Genomic DNA, 20843 nt, shown 5'->3' with positions numbered 1-20843 from the left:
GAACGCACAACAAAAGCGAGGACCGGATCCCGCTGAACCGCCTCCCATTTCCTGTGTCCAAGGAATAGGAGGCAGTTCATGCCAGGTCCTGGCCCTCTTCCCGAAGGGGTTTTCGATACAGCCTCGACTACCGGGCTTCTCCCCCGGAGCCGTCAGGCCGTATGTCGCTCAATCTACTTGCGCTTCCTCCCCGCTATATGGCTTCCCCGTATCCTTCCTCTTTCAGATTGCCGGATTCCGCGCAGGGCGACTGCCATAACTGCAGCTCCAACGCCAACGGCAAAAGCAAGCCATGGAAGTCCCGCGCCGTCGCCGGTGAGCGGCATACCCTCTTTGTATGCCCCAGCGTTCGCGGCGGGAGGAATTTCGGCGTCCTCGGCAGGGGGATTGACTTGCCCCGCGTAGACGTTGGTGAACACCGCCTGCGCATCCTTCGCGCCGTCGACCGTGATGCCCGTCACGACGAGCTGGCCGTCCGCGTCTTCCACCGAGACCACGTAAGTCGCAACCTTGGTATCGTATGTGATGCCCTTCTCCTTACCGGAGATCTCGCTGACCGTATATGTGTAAGTACCGGGCGCCGCTATGCCTATGCCGTCGAGCACAATCGACCCGTCGGCCTTGTTGCTTGCGGTCCGAACGACCTTGCCGCTTTCATCCTTCGCCTGGAAGCTGAACTGCCCGGCTTGCAGGGCGGCGCCGTCCAGGACCTTGGTCGCGGCGAGGGTGACGTTGACCGGCAGCGGATCGTACGAGTTGGCGAAAGTCATGTCCCCATCGTACTCGACCTGCGTGGCCATGGTCCCGTCGCCGTTGTCGGTCACGGTGACGCAAGCGGTCTTGACGCTGCTATCGTAGGTATAGCCGACCTGCGGTGCGTTGACCAGTTCGCGCATGGTGTAGCGGTGCGTTCCCGCATCGCCCTGGTCATATGCGAGATCGAACTCGACCGAGCCATCGGCGGCGTTGGTCGCCACCCCGACTTGCTCGTCGCCCTCGAAGAGCCCGAAGGTGAACTGCCCTTCGGCCAGCGCAGCGCCCTCCAGGGTCTTCTTGGCATTGACCACGGCGCCACCATGGGCTTCGTACGTGTTGCGGAAGGTATTGCCACCATCGTATCGGGTCGTCGCAACGAGGTTGCCAGATCCGTCATCGGTCACGGTGACGGTCGCATGCACCGCATCGGTCGCATAGGTATATCCCGGCGCGCTCCCGGCAATCTCCTCGATGGTGTAGTGGTACGTCTTGGTTCTCGGAGTAGGCTTCGCCGCCTTATCCTCCTTCTGGTCGGCCGCCGGAGCAGCCTCCTGCTCGGTGATCGAGAGGCGTTCGGCAGGCACGGGCACGGACTCGCCCTCGTCAACCTTGTACGTCGCAGAGTATGCTATGTCCTTTCCGCTTTCGTCCAGCTTGTCGAGGCCCTCCCAGGAGTGCGCCTTCCAAGCTCCCCCTTCGTCCTTCTCCAGAGCAACGGGTTCGCCGACGGCCTTGCCGCCCGCAAGCAGCTGGACCGAGATCTTCGCACCCGATATCATGCCCAAGTCAACCGTCGCATCGACTTTCGCGGAAGCATCGTCGGCGGTATCCGCAACCTTGTCTCCCCCATCCGCAATGTCCTCGAAGATGCTCGCATCGTACTTGATGGGGCCGAAGGAGACGCTCCCGCCGTTATTCGTGACGGTCGTGGCTTCCGGCAGCCTGCCCCCGTCATCGGCGCTGATGGTGAATTGGAATATATCCTTGGGAGCCGCCTCCCCGTTCACGAGTTTTACCGCGCCCAAGAAGACATCGCCGCTCTCGGCATGGTATGTGTTGGTGAAGGTGGCGGAAGCTCCCCCTCCTTCGACGGAGGCGGACATCGTACCGTCCATATTGTCGGTGACCGTAACCGTCACCGGCTTCTCCGACGTATCGTAGTCGTAGCACCCGGCGGCTCCCGCAACCTCTTTGACGATGTACTTATATGTGCCTGGCTTGCTGAAGGTGATGTCTCCGAAGGCAACCGTTCCGTCTGCCGCGTTGATCGCGTTCGGTGAAACGGGCATCGGGGCGCCTTCCGTCGCTGCGCTTATCGTGAAATTGAAAGCGCCCTGGGCAAGCTCCCCGTTCTTAAGGACCTTCTTCGCGGTTATGGCCGCCTTCACGGGGCTGACGCCGTAGGTGTTGGTGAAGGTCGTGCTGGCCTTGGCCTCCGCGGCAGTGGAGTCTGCGCCCTTGACCTCGGCGTTCAACGTGCCGTCGCCGTTATCCGTCACCTCGACGATCGCGGTCTTGCCCGCTGCAGCGGCCGCATCATTCGTCACGCCGCTCACCGCACCCTCTTCGGTGATCGTATAGGTGTAGGTACCGGGAGCCGTGAACTCGATCTTCCCGAAGCTCACCTCTCCACCGGTCGCGCCGGGATTCTTGAGCACCGTCGTCTCCGGCAGCGGGGCATCGTCCTTCGCAGCGAGCGTGAAAGCGTATGCCTCGGTGATATCCGGCCCCGTCAGGCCTTCGGGAACGACGAGCGCCTTTGCCACGGGAATGGATGCCTCGGCCGCTTTCACCGCATACGTGTTCGTGAAGGTCGTGTTGCCGCTAACCTCCCCACCCGTGGAATCTGCGCCCCTGACGGTGGCGCTCAACGTGCCGTCGCCCTTGTCCTTGACCTCGACCGTCACGGTCTTGGTGGGCACCGCGTCGTTGGTGACGCCGGCAACCTCGCCGGATTCCGTCACCGTGTACGTATAGGTGCCCGGCTTGTCGTAGGCGATATCGCCGAAGCTCATATCACCGCCCGTGGCACTCGGATTAGTGCAACTGGTCGTCTCGGGCATCGGGGTACCCGCTTCCGCATTCAGCGTGAACGTGTATTTATCCTGGATGCTCGGCGGCGTGAGGACGCTGTCATACGACAGGAACTTCGTCACCGGGATCTTGGCCTTTGCCGGGACCGCCTTGTACGTGTTCGTGAAGGTCGTGTTGCTCGGGTTATCGCCGGTACCGTCCGCTCCCTTGACGGTGGCGCTCATGGTGCCGTCTCCCTTGTCCTCGACCTCGACCGTCACGGTCTTGCCCGATGTAGCTGCCTCGTCGTTGGTGACGCCGGCTACTGTGCCGCTTTCCGTAATCACATACGTGTAGGTGCCCGGAGCGGTGAAGCTGATGGCGCCGAACGACGCCGTGCCGCCCGCAGCATCGGGGTTCTTGACCTCGGAAACGCTCGCCGCAGGCGCCCCGTTCTGAGGCGTCAGCTTGAAGGTGTAGGCGTTTGCGATCGAGGAAGGCCCCTCGAAGTCGCCCGTATCCAGAACCTTGGTCACGGGAATGGTCGCCTCGACGGGGTTGACCGCATAGGTGTTGGTGAATGTGACCGGGTTGGCGGCAGATGAGCTGACGGCGGCGACAAGAGCGCCCCTGCCGTTATCGGTCACGGTCACGATGACGTTTTTCGATCCGCTGTTGTCGTTGGTGACACCGTCGACCGTGCCGCTCTCGCTGAGGGTGTAATTGTACGTTCCCACTTTGGTATACGAGATTTCGCCGAAGGTGGCCGTTCCGCCGTCGGCGTCGGGGTTCTTGAGCTCGGTCGCAGCCGGCAGCGGCGCACCGGAGGAAGAGCTGAGCGTGAAGGTGTATTTCTCGGTGATGTCCGGGGGTGTCAGCCCTGCAGCAGCGCTCAAGACCTTCTTCACCGGGATGCTCGCCTTGGCGGGCGTCGCATTATAGGCGTTCGTGAAGGTCGTGCTTGCCTTGGCCTCCGCGGCAGTGGAGTCTGCGCCCTTGATGGAGGCGTTCAACGTGCCGTCGCCGTTATCGGTGACTTCGACGCTCACCCTCTTGCCGCTGGCAGCCGCCGCATCGTTGGCGACGCCGTCGACGGTGCCCGATTCAGTGATCGTGTAGGCATAGGTGCCGGGTGCGGTGTACGTGATGTTCCCGAAGTTCACCGTACCGCCGCCCGCATTCGGGTTCGTGACGACCTCGCCGCCCGCAGCCGGCATCGGAGCCCCGTTTTCCGGTGAAAGCGTGAACGTGTACTTGCCCGCGATACTCCCGGGGCCCGTTTGCCCCGCCGGGATGGTCAGGCTCTTGGTCACCGGGATGGCGACCGTCACCTCATCCACCGAATAGGTGTTGGTGAAGGTCGTGCTTTCGCTCGGAGCCGCAGCCGTTCCATCCGCGCCTTGGACCTGCGCCGAAAGCGTTCCGTTCCCCCCGTCGGTCACGACGACCGTCACGGTCTTGGAGGACTGCGGGTCATTGGAGACACCCGGAGCCGATCCGGTTTCCGCGACATGGTAGGTATAGGTGCCCGGCTTGTCGTAGGTGATATCGCCGAAGCTCATATTGCCGCCATCGGCATCCGGGTTGGTGCAGCTCGTGGTAGCCGGGAGCGGCGCGTTGCCGTCCGCCGTCAACGTGAAAGTGTACTTGCCCGTGATGTCGTGGTCTTTCGGATCGACGCCTGCAGGCAGGGAGAGCTTCTTCGTCACCGGAATAGACGCGGTCATCTCGCTCACGGAATAGTTGTTGATGAAGGTCACGCTAGGGCCGGAGTTCGCGTTGATGGTTCCGCTCGTGCCCGCGGGCGTCGAAGCGAGCGTGAAGCCGGATGGGATGTTCGTCTCCTCCACGCTATAGGTTGTCCCTGCGGCAACGTTGATGATGCGCGCGGACTCGCCCGCCGCGAGCGTGATCACATCGCCGGATTTGATCATCATCTTGTCCGTGGAGGTGCCGTCCTTGTGGAAGATCCGGTACTTCAGATAGCTCAGGTCGTTATCGTCGATCGTGCCGTTATAGGTGCCTTCGGTCCACGGCGTGCCGTCGGGCTTCGTCAGCGTCACCGTCATGCTGAACTTGGCGTCGGGAGCCGTCAGCCCCTCGTCGGCCGTGACGGCCTTCGTGATGTTCAGACCGCCCTTGAGGTCGTTCGTCGCTGTGACGGTCGCCCCACCGGTCTCGTTTTTGTTCAGAACGCCGTCGACGATCATGGGATGGAAGGGATCGGCCTTGAGCTCGAAGTGGTAATCCGCATCGACTTCCTCGATCGTGTAATCGTGGCCCTCCTCCAGAATCTCGCCATCCGCCTTCAGGCCCGGCGCCACGTCTATCTGTTTCGTCCAGCTGTTGCCGCCGTTCAAGATGATGTCGATGTAGGTGTCATCGTCCCGTTTTATCCGCAGCGTGACGTTCTCCGGGCGCTGGCCGGTATCGAGCGAGTCGTTCCATGCCTTCGCGACGGTCATCTTGCTGTTCGTGAGCGGCATGGGGTCGGGGTTTTCGAATGCGCTCTCCCCCGGCGTCTCCTTCCTGCCGGTCCACGTTCCGTCATCGTTCTTGGTATAGGTGAACCCATCGTATGAGTAGCTTCCGTCGGGGTTTTGCACGGCGCCTTCGGGGAGGACCGACGTCGTCACCGTTTCGACCTGGGTGTAGCCGACTGACGTGTCCGTGTTGGTCTTCAAGCCGTAGCCGCCTTCAACGGAGACGATCTGCGCCTTCTGCTCCTCGGTGAGGTCGTTGTACCGCTTTATGCCGTTGTTGAGGTCGGCGACGAGGTCGTATGCCTCCTGCGAGGGCCACACCCTGAAGCTTACCGTATAGGTCACGCCGTCCTCCAGAACCATATCTTCGAGGTTCCAGGAGACGGCGGAGCCATCGTACATCGCCTGGGGAGCATCGCCCCATGGAGTCCCGCCTCCGTAGCTTCCGCCGCTCCTGGTGTAGGCGAACCCTTCGGGCTGCCCGCTTACCAACGCAGTCGAGGTCATGGCGGTTATGCCATCCCTGATGCTGATTTTCGTATAGCCGAGCGCGTTTGTGATCTTGTTGATGATGTTGGCAAACGCCGCATTCAATGCGCTTTGATCGGTCGCATCGTAATAGTTGGATGCCGGGGCACCGCTTTGCGTGGCAAGATCCTGCATGTTGCTCGCGTCGCCGAACGTTCCCACCGAATAGAAGGCCTTGCCGGCATTCACGATGTTCTGCGCCTGGACCAGCGCATATCGGAAGTTCTTGCCATTGTTGTCGCTGCTGCCGGAGCCATAGTAGTAGTTGGGCCAAAAGCCGTGCTCCGCATCTTCGCCCCAATAAGCGCCGCCGCCCTTGGTGTTCCTAAACGTCGGGTTCCCGTCCGAAACGAAGATCACGTGAACGTCTGCGCCCTCGCGCGTCTGCACGTCATTGGCCTTTTGAAGCGCATCTTCCCAGTTGGTGCCTCCGTTTGCCCTGATGCCGTTCACCGTTCTCTGGAAGGTGTTCAAGTTGGTCGTCCCGGAAAGAGACGTTGCGGCGGTATCCGAGAAGGTGACGAGCGAAAGCTGCACCCTATCGGGATCGTCGGCGGTGTTGTTGCTGAGCAGCTGCTGCGCGAGCGAGTTCACGGCGCTTTTCGCGACAGAGAGGCGCGTGCCCGTGATGGTGTGCGCTCTATAGCGCGTGCCCGTATACTCGTAGTAGCCCGCGAAAGAACCGCTCCCCCTATAGTACACGGTGCCAGAAGTGGTGTCGTTGTCGATCTGGGAATAGCCGCTCCCCCAACCACCGGTGTGCCGATAAAGATTCACATATCTGCCATTGACAAGACCGTAGCTCCCCGTCGGGTGCTCTTCATATGTTGTTTCGGAAGCATCCTCTCCCATACTGCCCGAGCGATCGAAGATGACGATGACGTCCGCTTTGTTTGAGGTTGTGCTGCTCGAAGCGCGGCCCGTCACGCTCAGCGAGAGCGTGTAGGTTCCATCGCCGTTAGACGTGAGCGCCTTGCTGTGCGTGGGAGCCATTGTCTCAGCGGACTGCTCCCCTTCTTCCGCAAAAGCCTGGGACGTGCCGATCGCCAGGAACGCGGCAATCGCCAGCACGGAAACCAGGAAAAGCACGCTTGCTCTCAACACGCCTCGCATCTTCACAACCATGGCGACTCCTCCATCTGCCTCCGCAGGTCTTCCGAACCCAGTTCGACCATCGGGTGAGTCCCAAGCAGATTTTGGGCGCGGCATCACGCCGTGCCCCTCGCAAGGGAAACCCGTAATCCGATTTTGTTCGAGGGTGCATCGCCGGACAATGCAAGGGGGACGCCGTTCGTGCCTATACGTGACCATTCACGCCGCGGACGAGGGAAAGGCGGGAAAGCTTGAACTCAAGATCGAAGGAGGCGGCCGATGGAAGCGCTGCTGCGGGTATGCCTCCCCATCATGGCATCTTGCCTTGAGCATGTTGGACGGGGATCACGATGAAGGTGCGGAACAAGCCGTCCTCGTCCCCGAAACGCGCAAAGCCCCCGGCGCTTTCGGCAAGCTCTCGGACATTCGCCGTTCCCACGCCGGAACCGGGATGCTTTGCGGACAGAAAAACTCCCGTGCCATCGCGCTTCAGCTTCCCGTTGTATGAGTTGCGGACATCCAGCACGAATTTCCAGTCGGGTCCTGCCGACAGGCGGATGGAAAGCTGTGGCGCCGATGGAGTGCCTGAGGGAGCGGCATCTGCTCGACCATCAACGGCCCCGGCAACCGATCCCATGCGCCCGATGGCTTCGACGGCGTTCTCCAGAACGTTGCCGAGCAGACTCGAAAGCTGCAGGTCGGTGATGCCGCACTCATCAGGAACATCCGCATCGACTTCCACCTCGGCCCCAATGTCGCGCGCATGGACGAGGTAGAAGTCGATGATGGCGTTCGCCAGGGGGTTCTCGCACCACACGAGCGGATCCCTGTCCAATGCTTCGCCGAATGCGCGGGCGTATGCACGCATCTCCTCGACATCGCCCCTTTCGGCCATCATGGCAACCGTGTTCTGGAAATGCCTCAGGTCATGGCGGGCCTTCCGCGCCTCTGCGATGCGGCTCTCAAGGCTCGACATCTGCCGCAGTCTCAATTGGAGCAGGTCATTCTCGCGCAAACGGCTGATGGCCTCTTCCTTTTCCCGCATGAGACGGTATTCGAGTCCGAACGCCACCAACACGAACATGATCATGATCAGCATCAGGAGCGTGGCCTTCACCCCGTTTCCATCATCGCGGAGAATGGCCGTGTCGTAGGGAATAGCGACTATCTCAACCAGATACGTGACGAGGGGGATGAACCAGATCCTCTTCCAGAACAGATCGGTGTATCCATCTTGGCCGCATGCCAGCAGATAGGATATCCGGGTACGGAGCACTCGCCGATACGCCAGAATCTCCAATGTGACGAGAACCCACTGAATACCCATCCCGACCCATGTCAAGCTGTGGGTGGTGAGAGCGGAATCGCCCATGTAGGCGTCGGCGACAAATGCCAGGTTGACAATGGTGTAGTTGAGGAACTCGGAAAAGGAGAACAGGAACAGGAATTGGAGCAGACCCTGCACGGACCTGACACGAAGCAGCAGCGGGAGCATGACCGCCACGGCGACCCCGCTTAACGCAAACAGCAGCATCTGCAGTTGGGGGTAGAAGACGTACAGGATTCCACACGATACGCCAAGTAACGCGCTGAACGCCATGAGCAGCAGGAAAACGCGTCGTGATATGTTCCCATGCCTGTAGAACGGCTCGATTGCCAAATACGCAGAGGGAACCATGATGAGCTGCTCGGAAACCGACCAGATGATCTGCACCGCGAAAGAGCCCATGGTCATCCTTTACCGGATTGCGGATGCGCTCTATCGAAGTTTCGCGCCTCCCAGTCCGCCCATGCGGCACGCGCTTCGGCACTGTTCCTGCGGCTGATGGGCACGCGCTCCCCATTCCGCAGAACGAACTCTCCATCCTCTATTTGCTCGACCATGTCGAGATTTGCAAGGTAACCGCGGGCTGAGACATAGAACTGCGGCATTTCGGACAGCGCAGACTGCAGCTGCGCGAAGCTGGCACGGAATCGAAGCACCCCCCCCCCCAGAAATATGCAGCTCAATATAGTGTCCGGACGTGCGCGCCCAGCACAGGGCGTTTGCATCGATCTCGCAGTTTCCAACGCGGACGATGCGGGGCTCCAGGCCATCCAGCTCCATGTTGTCGAACACGCTGGCAAGGCGTTCGTACGTGATCGGCTTCAGCAGATAATCCTCAGCATGCACCTCGTAGCTTTCCACGGCGAAATCCCTGCTGGAGGTGACGAACACGATCTTGCAGCGCGTATCGGACTCGCGGATGCGGCGGGCTACATCGATACCCGTGAAGCTGGCGGCGCTCGGCTCGGGCAGCGCCTTTCCGGGGACCTGCATGCTTCCATGCAGGAAATCCAGGTAGCAGTCGAGCAGGGCGATACTGTAGCGATCAGGGGCAAAACCCGAGAAAAAGGCCCGAGCGGTTTGGTAGCAGTCCACGCTCACGTCGGAGGCATGCACGGAAAAGTAGCGTTCCGTCAAGCCCCTGAGCAAGCGCGCCTCGCTCAAGCTGTCTTCCAATATGGCTATCCTCATGCCCGCATTCTACAGCACGGACGCGGCCTCTATGCACACGGCCGAGCCATATCGGCGAAAGGCCCTTTTCGGTTTGGGCGGAATCCGAACGGTAACTTTTCATCTCATAATGCAAAACTAGGAGGTGCGGTTACTTTGAAAAGTTACGGACGTTGGCGCGTTGGCAGGAGGGGTTGACGGCAAACTATATGGAGTTCAATCGATCGAAAACGGGTGGTATCGCATAGTCGAAAAGGACTATCTGTACCCGCCAGAGGCGTTCGAAATAGTCGAACCGAATGGTGGGTCTACACCTGTACTTACCCATTGATGATATTCGGCGATATAGAGAAACACGCACTATTTGTCATTAAAGCGCAGTCAGACCGGCTCTCCAGGGCAAAGCTCACCTTAAATTGATATAGAAGCGATAAAGAGATTATACCCAGCCTGGGATATAGCGCTTGTATCTTGTCCCTGCATCTTCGTCCTCTTCTCTAATCACTCCAGACTCGCAACATTCCCTGATAAGCCGAGAAATAGCCAGCGAATCTTTTCGCTCATCCCCTAAGCCGAATCTCTCACGAAGAGACTGGTTGTTCATCGATTCAGCTTGCGCGTACTTCAGGCACGCATGCCAGTAGACGGCATCCATTCTCTCTCTCTTCGTCATATGGGAATAGGCACTTCCTATGAATAGCGTGACTTTAGTGCCAGTCTCCTCCGAAGATTCAATCCTAGGTGCGGGCAAATGCTGCGCCTCACATGCAGCAACAGCAAGGTCCCATCCAGTTCCACCTTCCTCACAGAGATCCATCAACCTCAGTCGATCGGCCAGATCATTATTACGGGTCTTTGGCTGGGCATTCAAGACTCTCTCGATAGGGATAAGGGTTGCCCCTGGATTGCTGAATTCAATCCTGTTGTCGTAAATTCCGACAAACGGTCCAGAAGATGTAACCGTCAAATCTTGGTGTATTACTGCATTGGAAAGGAACTCGCGCACCGCCCTCTGGGGATAAGCATGGACGATCTTCCTGAAAGCGCCATTCACCGTCTCCTCCGCAGGAACGATCGACATGATGTATCCTTCAGCCTCTTGAAGAGCAAGAGCATAGCCTTCATCAAAAATCTTATCCTCGATTATCTCGAAGTTGCCCTTGTCCGCATATCTAACCACCCGAAGGGGCCTTTTTCTCAATCCTGCAAAGGCAGAAAGCCTCTTACCAAGAATAAGCGCCCCGAGATTCGTAATCGTATAGTGGCCATTGTCCTGAATCTTGGCTAGGCCTTGTTCTACAAGATCCTCAGAAACCTTGTCAAGCGTAGTAGGTCGCTTAATGTCGTTTAAATCATAGTATGCATCAAGGTGCAACAAATCGGGCAGATCATCGAGACGGATGTCTTCTACGGCGGCTCTCGATTCGAATCCTGAACGCTGCAGCCTTCTCCAAAGCTCGACCTCACGTACTGATCCCGGAACGAGCTTCGTAGTGCTGCTTCCGCTACGAAAATAGGCTATTGAGTTGAAGCGCACCGGCTGCTCGGTTGCAGCGCAGATCTTTAAAACCACGAATTTCTTGCCAGCAGCGGATTCGATTGTCTCGAAATCAAAATTTGCATTGAAAGTGAGCATTGCTTGCAGCCATATTTGTAGATCTTGGTTCCCCTTCGCCTTCTTGCGTAAGGGATTGAAGATTGTTCCCACCAGTTTGTGATCTCTGTCGCGAACACCCCATATTTTGTAAGCAAAATCCCGCCCATGATATGCCGCCGCATTCGCAAGAGCCGAGATGTCTTTTCCTGTCTGTTCGGGATCAGCCGAGTTCTCCTTAAATTCAAGCCACTCAGTTTCGTGGGGAAACCCAACGAGAGAGTAAATAAGATCCATAGGGTCGATATCGTTCATCGATATGTCCTTCGCGGTATTCAACATCATTTTGATAGACAGATGATAGAGAGAATTTTAAATCGACGCAACTGTTATCTGGAGAAATTGGCTTGCTCGTAGTTGGATTCGACAATCAGTGATACAGAGAACACTCGGTTCGTTATGGACACCGAGAACGAAGCTGGAGTCAACACGAGCCACAGTAATACAGTAATACAGCCCCGTTTGGGTTCCGCAGCCGGAAAAGCGTATAAGCTTGCGGACCATGTCATCGATCTTCATGGGGTCTCCCATGTTCAGCACGAAGATTTCGCTGCCTTCGGCATAGTAGCCCGATTGCAGCACCAGGCTAACAGCTTCAGGAATCATCATGAAGTAGCGTATGATGCGCTTATCGGTGACGGTGACCGAGCCGCCGTCGACAACCTTGTGCTTGAACAGCGGGGCAATGCTGCCGTTGCTGCCCAGCACATTGCCAAAGTGCACGGCTGAGTACACGGTGTGCTGCTTGCCACCTTGTGCGGGCATCGTCCGGCTGCGACGCTCCATCATCTGCATGATCATCTCACAAGGGTTGTATCAAAAGCCCTTTACGATGAGAGGGGAAACCCGATGAAAAGGCTGTCTAGAAACTGCCTCTGAGACCGCTACTCATACGACTTATAGTGTTTTAAGAAGCGTTCTTTGCTTGAACAGATTGATAGGAGTTTCTGGATGACCTGGGGGGTACGGTTAAGTTTGCAACCGACCGTCTTCGACGATAGGACGACTCAGATGGATTTGCACAGCCGATGGCTTGCATGGGGATGGTGCGTGTGCGAGAATAGGCGGACTTTCGGGCGATTGGCGCAGCGGGAGCGCGGCTGCCTTACAAGCAGTAGGTCGCAGGTTCGAACCCTGCATCGCCCACCATCCGATCATGCGCAGGGCGGCCCCATCGGCTGCCCTGCTTCGTATCCGGTCCTGCACCGATCAGCGGCTACATCATGCTGCCCGCCTTTTTCGCTAGCCCACTCATTCGACAACATTGATCCCCATCTCCTACGATGAAGGATAGACCCAACGAGGAAAGAGAGGCTTCCCCATATGTTCCGCGAGATGAGACGTAAAAAGCAGCTGATCGCTCCATGTGAGTGCTTCGAGATCTTAGAACGCAACAAAATCGGCTTTCTCGCCGTGAGCGGCGACGAGGGATATCCCTACACCCTCCCCATGAACTATTCGTACGCACGCGCCCCTCAATCCGAAAACGACCTCGGCACGCTGTATCTCCATTGCGCGCCAGAGGGGCATAAGATCGAGGCGATCAAGCGCGACCCGCGGGTCTCGTTCTGCGTTTTGAACTTAGCCGGCGTTGACCCAGGAAACCTGAACAGGGGATACAGGAGCGTCATCGCATTCGGGCAGGCGCGAATCGTCGAGGGCGACGAGATGATAGCGCTCCGACGAGATCTGCGCGGCCCTGGAAGAGGTGACGATGCCGACCAACCGCGCGAGGCGAATCTGCGGAAGCACATGGTATTCATCGAAGTGAAGATCGAGTATCTATCCGGCAAGAGGTCCGCCCGTCATTAGTAGGACGCCCAGCGCTAAGCCCGAGACGGAACGCCTCGATCTCTTTTCCCGCCCTCGATCGGGATTGCAGGCGGCCCATTCGACTCGAAATTCCCAAATTGGAATTTCGGGCGTTTTTTGGAGGCAGAATTCCGTTGTTAAGTCCTGCCACCTGCGCAAACGGAGCTATCGCATCTATTGTGCCCTGTGGCGTCTTTACGCCTCTTGCGTTCGCGGACCTCGATCCCCTTTACGGCAAAACGCGAATCGCAAACCCTTTACTTCTCGGTTATGCCGGCATGGATCTCCTGCAGGCTCTTCACCTCGCTGGCACCGTGCTCCTTCACCGTCTTGATGCCGAGCGCAGCGGCACGCGCCGCGGCCATGGTGGTGAAGTACGGGATATGCGCCTTGATGGCACTGCGGCGGATGATCGACCCGTCGCGCGTGCTCGCCGTGGTCGACGTCGGCGTGTTCACCACGATGTCGATATCGCCGTTGATGATCAAATCGATCAGGTTCGGCCGACCTTCGCTGGTTTTGAACGTGCGCGTGCACGGGATGCCCGCGTCGCGCAGGATCTGGCATGTGCCCTGGGTGGCGAGGATCTCGAACCCGCAGTCGGCGAACAGATTGCCGACCTCGACCAGCTCGTCCTTGTCTCGGTTGTTCACGCTCATCAGCACGGTTCCTTCGAGCGGGACCTCGGTCTTCGTCGCCTCCTGCGCCTTCAGATACGCCTCGCCGAACGTCGGCGCCAAGCCGAGCACTTCGCCTGTGGACCGCATTTCCGGCCCCAGCACGGGATCGACCTCGGGGAACATGTTGAAGGGAAGCACGGCCTCCTTCACGCCGTAGTGGTTGTATTTCACCTCGTGCAGATCGTCGATGGGGGAAGCGGCACCCGTGAAGGGCATCATCATCACTTCCGTGGCAGCCTGCACCATCTGGATGCCGCATACTTTTGAAACCAGCGGAACGGTGCGGGATGCGCGCGGGTTCGCCTCGATCACGTAAACCGTGTCGTCCTCGATGGCGTACTGTATGTTCATGAGGCCTTCCACGTGCATGGTCTCGGCGATGCGGCTCGTGTACTCCTCGATCAGGGCCACATGCTCGTCGGAGATGCTCACGCTGGGCAGGATGGCGGCCGAGTCGCCCGAGTGGATGCCGGCAAGCTCCACATGCTCCATGACCGCCGGCACATAGGCGCGCGCGCCGTCGCAGATGGCGTCCGCCTCGCACTCCAGCGCATGGCGCAGGAAGCGGTCGATCAGGATCGGGCGATCGGGGGTGACGCCCACCGCCGCCGCCATGTAGCTGCGCAGGTTTTCGTCGTCGAAGACGATCTCCATACCGCGGCCGCCCAGCACGTAGCTGGGGCGCACCATGACGGGATAGCCGATCGAATGGGCGACCTCCAAAGCCTCCTCGACATCCACGGCCATGCCCGCTTCGGGCATGGGGATGTTCAGGCTCGCCATGTCGGCGCGGAAGCGGTCGCGGTCCTCCGCAAGATCGATGACCTCGGGACTGGTGCCGAGGATACGGCATCCCGCCGCCTCGAGCTGCGAAGCCAGGTTGAGCGGTGTCTGCCCGCCGAACTGCGCGATGATGCCCAGCGGCTTCTCCTTCGCGTAGATCGCCAGCACGTCTTCCGCGGTCAGCGGCTCGAAGTACAGCTTGTCGCTCGTGTCGTAGTCGGTGGAAACCGTCTCGGGGTTGCAGTTGACGATGATGGTCTCGAAGCCCATATTGCGCAGCGCGAGCGCCGCATGCACGCAGCAGTAGTCGAATTCGATGCCCTGTCCGATGCGGTTGGGGCCGCCGCCCAGGATCATGACCTTGTTGGGATTCTCGGACACGGGCGCATGGTCGAGCTCGTTGTAGCTGGAATAGTAGTAGCTGCTATCCGGCGTGGCGGCAACATGCACCGCATGCCAGCCCTCGACGACACCGATGTTCTCGCGCGCGGCGCGCACATCGCCCTCAGTCGCGCCCGTGATCTGCGCCAGATAGCGGTCGGAGAATCCGTCGCGCTTCGCCTGCGCCAGCATCTCGTCGGGAAGCTCGGCGCCGGGATGCTCGGCCGTCCATGCGATGATGGACTCCTCCTCCTCCACCAGCTCCCTCATCTGCTGCAGAAAGTAATCCTTGATGCCCGTGAGCTCGTGCAGCTCCTCGATCGTGGCGCCCTTGCGAAGCGCCTCGTACATCACGAACTGGCGCTCGCTCGTAGGATAGGACAGCAGGGCAAGCAGCTCGTCCTTGGTCTTCTCGTTGAAGTCCTTCGCGAAGCCCAGGCCGTAACGGCCCTGTTCAAGCGAGCGGATCGCCTTCTGGAAGGCCTCCTTGTACGTCTTGCCGATGGACATGACCTCGCCCACAGCGCGCATCTGCGTGCCCAGGCGGTCCTGAACGCCCTTGAACTTCTCGAACGCCCAGCGGGCGAATTTGACGACCACGTACTGGCCTTGGAACTTGTATTTATCGAGCGTGCCGTAAGTGCCGCATTCGATGTCGCCGAGCGTGAGGCCGCACGCGAGCATGGCGGAGACCAACGCGATGGGAAATCCCGTCGCCTTCGAAGCCAATGCGCTGGAGCGCGAGGTGCGGGGGTTGATCTCGATGATGATGTCGCGGTCGGATACGGGATCGTGCGCCCATTGGACGTTGGTGCCGCCGATGACGCCCACCTTGTCCACGATCATTTGGCTCTTGCGCTCGAGGCGGTCGATGACCTCCTGCGAGATGGTCTGCATGGGAGCGGCGCAGAAGCTGTCGCCCGTGTGCACGCCCATGGGATCGATGTTCTCGATGGTGCAGACGGTGATCATCGTGCCGTCTGCATCACGGATGACCTCGTATTCGAGCTCTTCCCACCCGAGGACACTTTCCTCGACCAGGACCTCGGTGACGGGAGAGGCGGCCAAGCCGCGCGCGACGACCGTCTTGAGCTCTTCGACGTTGTACACCAGGCCGCCGCCCGTGCCGCCCATGGTGTAAGCGGGGCGCAGCACGCAGGGATAGCCCAGCTTGTCGGCGATGGCGACGGCTTCCTCAACCGTATGGGACACCTCGCTGCGGGCCATCTCGATGCCGATGGAGGCCATGGTTTCCTTGAACGCCTCGCGGTCCTCGCCGCGCTCGATGGCGTCAAGCTGCACGCCGATGACCTGCACCCCGTACTTGTCGAGCACGCCCGCTTCGGCAAGCTCGCTGGCCAGGTTGAGGCCCGTCTGCCCGCCCAGGTTGGGGAGCAGCGCATCCGGGCGCTCCTTGGCGATGATCTTCTCCAGACGGCCGACGTTGAGCGGCTCGATGTAGACGACGTCCGCCGTGGCGGGGTCGGTCATGATGGTCGCCGGGTTGGAGTTCACCAACACGACGCGATATCCCAGTTTGTGCAGCGCCTTGCACGCCTGCGTGCCGGAGTAGTCGAACTCGCATGCCTGGCCGATGATGATGGGACCCGACCCGATGATGAGGACAGTATCGATGTCCGTGCGTTTCTTGCCCATGTGCGGCCCCCTGTGAGACGTGGCTAAACCTAGTCGGCGCCCCCTTGAGGAACACCTGGGATATTGTAGGGGAACTACGTTTCCAATGTGTGAAAACGCATCGCGCCGCAAGAAAAACCAAGAGGTTTCCTCGGGACGCCGGCGCTTCGCTTCCCCCTCCTTCCATGAAAACGCGGGCGGAACCGTGCCGGCCCGCCCGCGCAAGAGGATCAGAGGATCCGCAAGTTGACTTCCTTCAGCTGCCGCCCCGAAACCTCGTTGGGGGAACCGGTCATGGGATCCGCCGCGCTGCTGGTCTTGGGGAAGGCGATCACGTCGCGGATGCTCTCCTTGCCGGCGAGCAGCATGACCAGGCGGTCGAGTCCCAGGGCGATGCCGCCGTGGGGTGGCGCGCCCAGTTCGAGCGCGTGGATCAGGTGGCCGAATTTCTCCTCGATGCCCGCGTCGTCGACACCGCAGCGGCGCAGCACGCGCTTCTGCAGCTCGGCATTGTGGATGCGGATGGAACCGCCGCCCATCTCGAAGCCGTCCATGACGATATCGTAGCTATAGCTTCTGCAGGCAAGCGGGTCGGTTTCGATCTTGTCCCAATCGGATTCGGGGATCATCGTGAACGGATGGTGCTCCGCAGCGTACTTCTTCTCGTCGGCATCGTATTTGAACATGGGGAAATCGACGACCCAGAGCAGCGCATGCCCGGAACGGTCGATGCCCAGACGGTCGGCCATGTGCAGGCGCAACGCGGCGAGCACGGCATTCGCGATGTCGAAGGTGTCCGCGGCGAACAGCAGCAGGTCGCCCGGCTCGACGCTCATCGCCTCCTTGATGCGCGCGTGGACCTCTTCGCCGAGGAACTTGATGATGGGGCTCTTCTCCTTGCCGTCGGAGGTGTAGGCGATCCACGCCATGCCCTTCGCGCCGTTGGCGGCCGCCACGTCGGCGAGCTTCTCCACATCTCCGCGGCTCCAGTCGCCGGCGCCCTTCGCGTTGATGGCCTTCACGATGTTGCCGGCCTCCACCGCCTTGGAGAACACACCGAAGCCGCAGCCCCGCACGATCTCCGTCAGGTCCACGAGCTCCATGCCGAAGCGGGTGTCCGGGCGGTCGCAGCCGAAGCGGTCCATGGCCTCTTTCCAGGGCATGCGCCGCAGGGGGAACGGATGCTCCACGCCCGCCGCGTCGAGCACCTCCTCGAACACGCCCTCCATCATATCCATGACATCGGATTCCTCGACGAAGCTCATCTCTATGTCGACCTGGGTGAACTCCGGCTGGCGATCGGCGCGCAAATCCTCATCGCGGAAGCAGCGGGCGATCTGGTAGTAGCGCTCGATGCCGCCCACCATCAACATCTGCTTGAATTGCTGCGGGCTCTGGGGCAGCGCATAGAATTTGCCGGGGTTCGGACGGCTGGGCACCAGGTAGTCGCGTGCGCCCTCGGGGGTCGAATTCGCCAGGATGGGCGTCTCCACCTCCAGGAAGCCGCGTTCGTTCAACGCCGAGCGCATGGCCTGGACGACCGTGTGGCGAAGCTTGAGGTTCTTGAACATCTCGGGGCGGCGCAGGTCCATGTAGCGCCATTTCATGCGCGTGGTCTCATCCGTCTCGATGCCGTCCTCGATGCTGAATGGCGGGGTGACGCTGGAATTGAGGACCTTCAGGCCCGCCGCAAGCACCTCGATCTCGCCCGTGAGCATATTGGGATTGACGCTTTCCGCCCCGCGGGCGCGCACGCGGCCGCGCACCTCGATCACGTATTCGCGGCCCACGTGCTCGGCGATGTGGAACTCCTCCTCGGTCACGCAATCGGGATCGATGACGACTTGCGTGTACCCCTCGCGATCGCGCAGATCGATGAAGATCAGCCCGCCGTGGTCGCGGTTGTGCCACACCCAGCCCGTTAGGGTCACCTCGCGGTCGATGTCGGCCGTGCGCAACTCACCGCATGTGGCGGTATGCATGCAGTACTCGTTCAGATAGTCCGTCATTGTCCTTTGCTCCTTATTGAGAGGGCACGCTTCGCCCGCTTGTTCACGCTCAAACCACGCCATTGTAGCCCGAGCTCGCATACCCGTGCGTCGCCGCCGCTTAACCTGCACGTAATGGGGACAGATTCCCTTCGGTTCCCTTAGGGAACCGCCGATGAATTCCGCCTTGGACAGGGACGGCGGGCTGAGTGCCGGAGCAGCGGAAGGCGAGCGAGCGCACCGACCGTGAACGGGGATCGAGCCGCTCCGGCGCCAGCATGCCGTCCCCGGGCTGGCGGAATTCATCAGTGCTTCCCTAGGCGAGTCAATTTGCGAAGTCAGCTGAACAGCCGCTGGATGATTCCCCTAGGCGGCCAGCCCCTCGAATCGCCTTTCGGAGAGAGCGTCGGCACAGCAGGGAGAGAGCGCATCGAGGCGTTCAAGCTCCGCAGGGGAGCTCCGATCGGAAACGGCGGACGGCTTTGCGAAAAGCGGCGTGCGAAGATTCGCCGCGGCACCGCGGCGAGAAGCCTATTCCGGAAGGAGAGACTATCTAGAAACTCCCTCTGAAACTACTGTTCACACTACATGTGGTGTTTTAAGAAATATATAGACACTATATGTTGTATACTTGAGCAAATTGATAGGAGTTTTTGATAGCCTGGGGGCTACAGGCGGGACGGCAGATCCGTCCAGGCGACGATTTCCTCCTCGTGCGTGGCCATGTCGCGCAGGTTCACGGCTCCCTTCGCTGCCTCGTCGGGGCCCAGCACAGCGACCTTGCGGGCGCCGAGCTTGTCGGCGAGCTTGAACTGGCTTTTCAGGCTGCGCGACTGGTGATCGACCTCGGCGCTGGCCCCTGCATCGCGGCACGCCTGGACCAGGGGGAACGCAGCAGCGCGCGTGCTGTCGTCCACGCAGGCGATGAACAGGTCGCACGCAGGGGCGACCGCGGTGGCCGCCCCTGCGGCCTCCAACGCAAGCCGGCAGCGCTCGTACCCGATGGCGAACCCGAAGCCCGGCGCGGGCTTCCCGCTGATCTCCTTCATAAGACCGTCGTACCGACCGCCGCCGCCGATGGCGGCGTTCGAGCCCATGCCCTCGATGTCGACCTGGATCTCGAACACGGTGCGCGTGTAATAATCGAGTCCGCGCACCAATGTCGGGTCCTCTTCGTAAACGATGCCCGCGGCATCGAGGTAAGCCTTCACCTGCGCGTAATGCGACTTGCATTCGTCGCAGAGGGCATCGGTCACCTTCGGAGCATCCGCCATGACGGCGCGGCAGCCCTCTTCCTTGCAATCGAAGGCGCGCAAAGGGTTGGCGTCCGCACGGCGGCGGCAATCGTCGCACATCCGGTCTTCGTGATCCAGTATGTACGTGCGGACCTTCTCACGATATTCCGGTCGGCAGTGCTCGTCCCCCATGGAGTTGATCAGCAAGTGGGTCTTGTCCATGGGGATGCCGATTTCCTCGTAGAACCGCATGAGCATGATGATGCCCTCGGCATCGATGGAGGGGGCATCCGCACCCATGCATTCGACGCCCACCTGGTGGAACTGGCGCAAACGGCCTTTCTGCGGACGCTCGGCGCGGAACATCGGGCCGGCGTACGTGAACTTCACGGGTGCGGTGCCCTGCCCCACCAAGCCCGCCTGGGCAATCGCCCGCACCGTGCCGGCGGTGCCTTCGGGTCGCAAGCTCAAACGGCTCTTCGCACGAAGTTTCTCGCCCGCGAGCACCTTCTGCATGTTTGCGGCAGAGATGGCGGTGAACATCTCCTTGCTCACCACGTCGGTGGCCTCGCCGATGCCGCGGACGAACAAATCCGTCTGCTCGAACAGGGGCGTTTCGATGGGGGCGTAACCGTACTTCCCGAACACGTTAAAGGCCGTGTCCACGAACGTGCGGTAGAACCGCATGTCGGCCGGCAACAGGTCTTCGGTGCCCTCGGGTTTTTGAATCGCCATGGATGTGCTCCTATCCGAATGGAAGGCGCCCGCCTGGATGCCGGCGCCCGATTTTTCGAAAGAAGATTCTACCACCCGGAAAGACGAGCTTACGCCATGGACACACGAACCGTAGAGACAGGATCGTCCGGGTCGTCCGGGCAGATGCCGCCGAGACGGGGAATCGCCGCGCAACACGGCGCAGTTAGGGAAGCACTGATTCTACGAGCAACGGCATCAACCTTAAGGGAGTTAAACGACCGCACAGGATCCGGTGGCATGATCAGCGAGGCCTTGCAGGCAATTAATTAGAGCCGGTGTCCGGATCCCGCGACGGCCAGCCGGAAGGCCATGCGCAGCCCTCCCGGAGGAGCATTTTAGGGGAAATCATTACTTGATATGAACGTTCAACCCTCTGCCCAATAATGTGACAAAGAATACGGTTGCCTGTCACACATGCGACGGTCGGGGCACCGCTTGGGTTCGGCTGCTTTGCGACAAACACCCCCGTTGCCCGTCACACTTTGTGACAAACAATACGGTTGCCTGTCACAGGTTCGGCTGCTTTGTGACAAACAATACGGTTGCCCGT

Annotated in this window: 9 protein-coding genes, 1 tRNA gene and 1 pseudogene; 2 read left to right on the top strand and 9 right to left on the bottom strand. The window is 60.1% G+C overall.

Translation table 11 applies throughout. The features are described 5' to 3' along the window. Positions 1-173 precede the first annotated feature (173 nt). The 6 genes and pseudogenes from NOV21_RS09770 to NOV21_RS09750 form a co-directional block, all read right to left on the bottom strand. The gene (locus NOV21_RS09770; RefSeq protein WP_283170822.1) at positions 174-6905 is read right to left on the bottom strand and encodes a Spy0128 family protein; all 6732 of its coding nucleotides are present in this window, start codon (positions 6903-6905) and stop codon (positions 174-176) included. A gap of 277 nt (positions 6906-7182) precedes the next feature. Further along, positions 7183-8601 (bottom strand): sensor histidine kinase, encoded by a 1419-nt coding sequence (locus NOV21_RS09765; RefSeq protein WP_283170823.1) that lies wholly within the window; start codon positions 8599-8601, stop codon positions 7183-7185. Between the two features lie 2 nt (positions 8602-8603). Beyond that, positions 8604-8924, bottom strand: coding sequence for a LytTR family transcriptional regulator DNA-binding domain-containing protein (locus tag NOV21_RS11430; RefSeq protein WP_487292728.1), 321 nt, complete (start codon positions 8922-8924; stop codon positions 8604-8606). 79 nt (positions 8925-9003) lie between these two features. Continuing rightward, positions 9004-9192: pseudogene (locus NOV21_RS11395) on the bottom strand (LytR/AlgR family response regulator transcription factor); the annotation flags it as partial. 616 nt (positions 9193-9808) lie between these two features. Continuing rightward, positions 9809-11278 (bottom strand): RNA/DNA-binding domain-containing protein, encoded by a 1470-nt coding sequence (locus tag NOV21_RS09755; protein ID WP_283170825.1) that lies wholly within the window; start codon positions 11276-11278, stop codon positions 9809-9811. Between the two features lie 57 nt (positions 11279-11335). Further along, a complete protein-coding gene (locus NOV21_RS09750) occupies positions 11336-11818 on the bottom strand; it encodes a polysaccharide biosynthesis protein (protein ID WP_283170826.1) in 483 nt (160 codons plus the stop codon). A 279-nt stretch (positions 11819-12097) separates the two neighbouring features. Between NOV21_RS09750 and NOV21_RS09745 the strand changes: the two genes are divergently transcribed. Beyond that, positions 12098-12172, top strand: a tRNA-Val gene (locus NOV21_RS09745). Between the two features lie 186 nt (positions 12173-12358). Further along, complete coding sequence (locus tag NOV21_RS09740; RefSeq protein ID WP_283171799.1) at positions 12359-12835, top strand: pyridoxamine 5'-phosphate oxidase family protein; 477 nt, start codon at positions 12359-12361, stop codon at positions 12833-12835. A 257-nt stretch (positions 12836-13092) separates the two neighbouring features. Here NOV21_RS09740 and carB read toward each other — a convergent pair whose 3' ends face one another. The 3 genes from carB to hisS form a co-directional block, all read right to left on the bottom strand. Continuing rightward, complete coding sequence (carB, locus tag NOV21_RS09735) at positions 13093-16335, bottom strand: carbamoyl-phosphate synthase large subunit (protein WP_283170828.1); 3243 nt, start codon at positions 16333-16335, stop codon at positions 13093-13095. 209 nt (positions 16336-16544) lie between these two features. Then, complete coding sequence (aspS, locus tag NOV21_RS09730; protein WP_283170829.1) at positions 16545-18323, bottom strand: aspartate--tRNA ligase; 1779 nt, start codon at positions 18321-18323, stop codon at positions 16545-16547. A 647-nt stretch (positions 18324-18970) separates the two neighbouring features. Further along, a complete protein-coding gene (gene hisS, locus NOV21_RS09725) occupies positions 18971-20272 on the bottom strand; it encodes a histidine--tRNA ligase (protein ID WP_283170830.1) in 1302 nt (433 codons plus the stop codon). Between the last annotated feature and the right edge of the window lie 571 nt (positions 20273-20843).

The sequence above is a fragment of the Curtanaerobium respiraculi genome, from assembly GCF_024609215.1.
Classification (GTDB): Bacteria; Actinomycetota; Coriobacteriia; order Coriobacteriales; family Eggerthellaceae; genus Curtanaerobium; species Curtanaerobium respiraculi.
The sequence above is the reverse complement of the archived record's forward strand: the minus strand, read 5'-3'. Positions and strand labels throughout refer to the sequence as shown.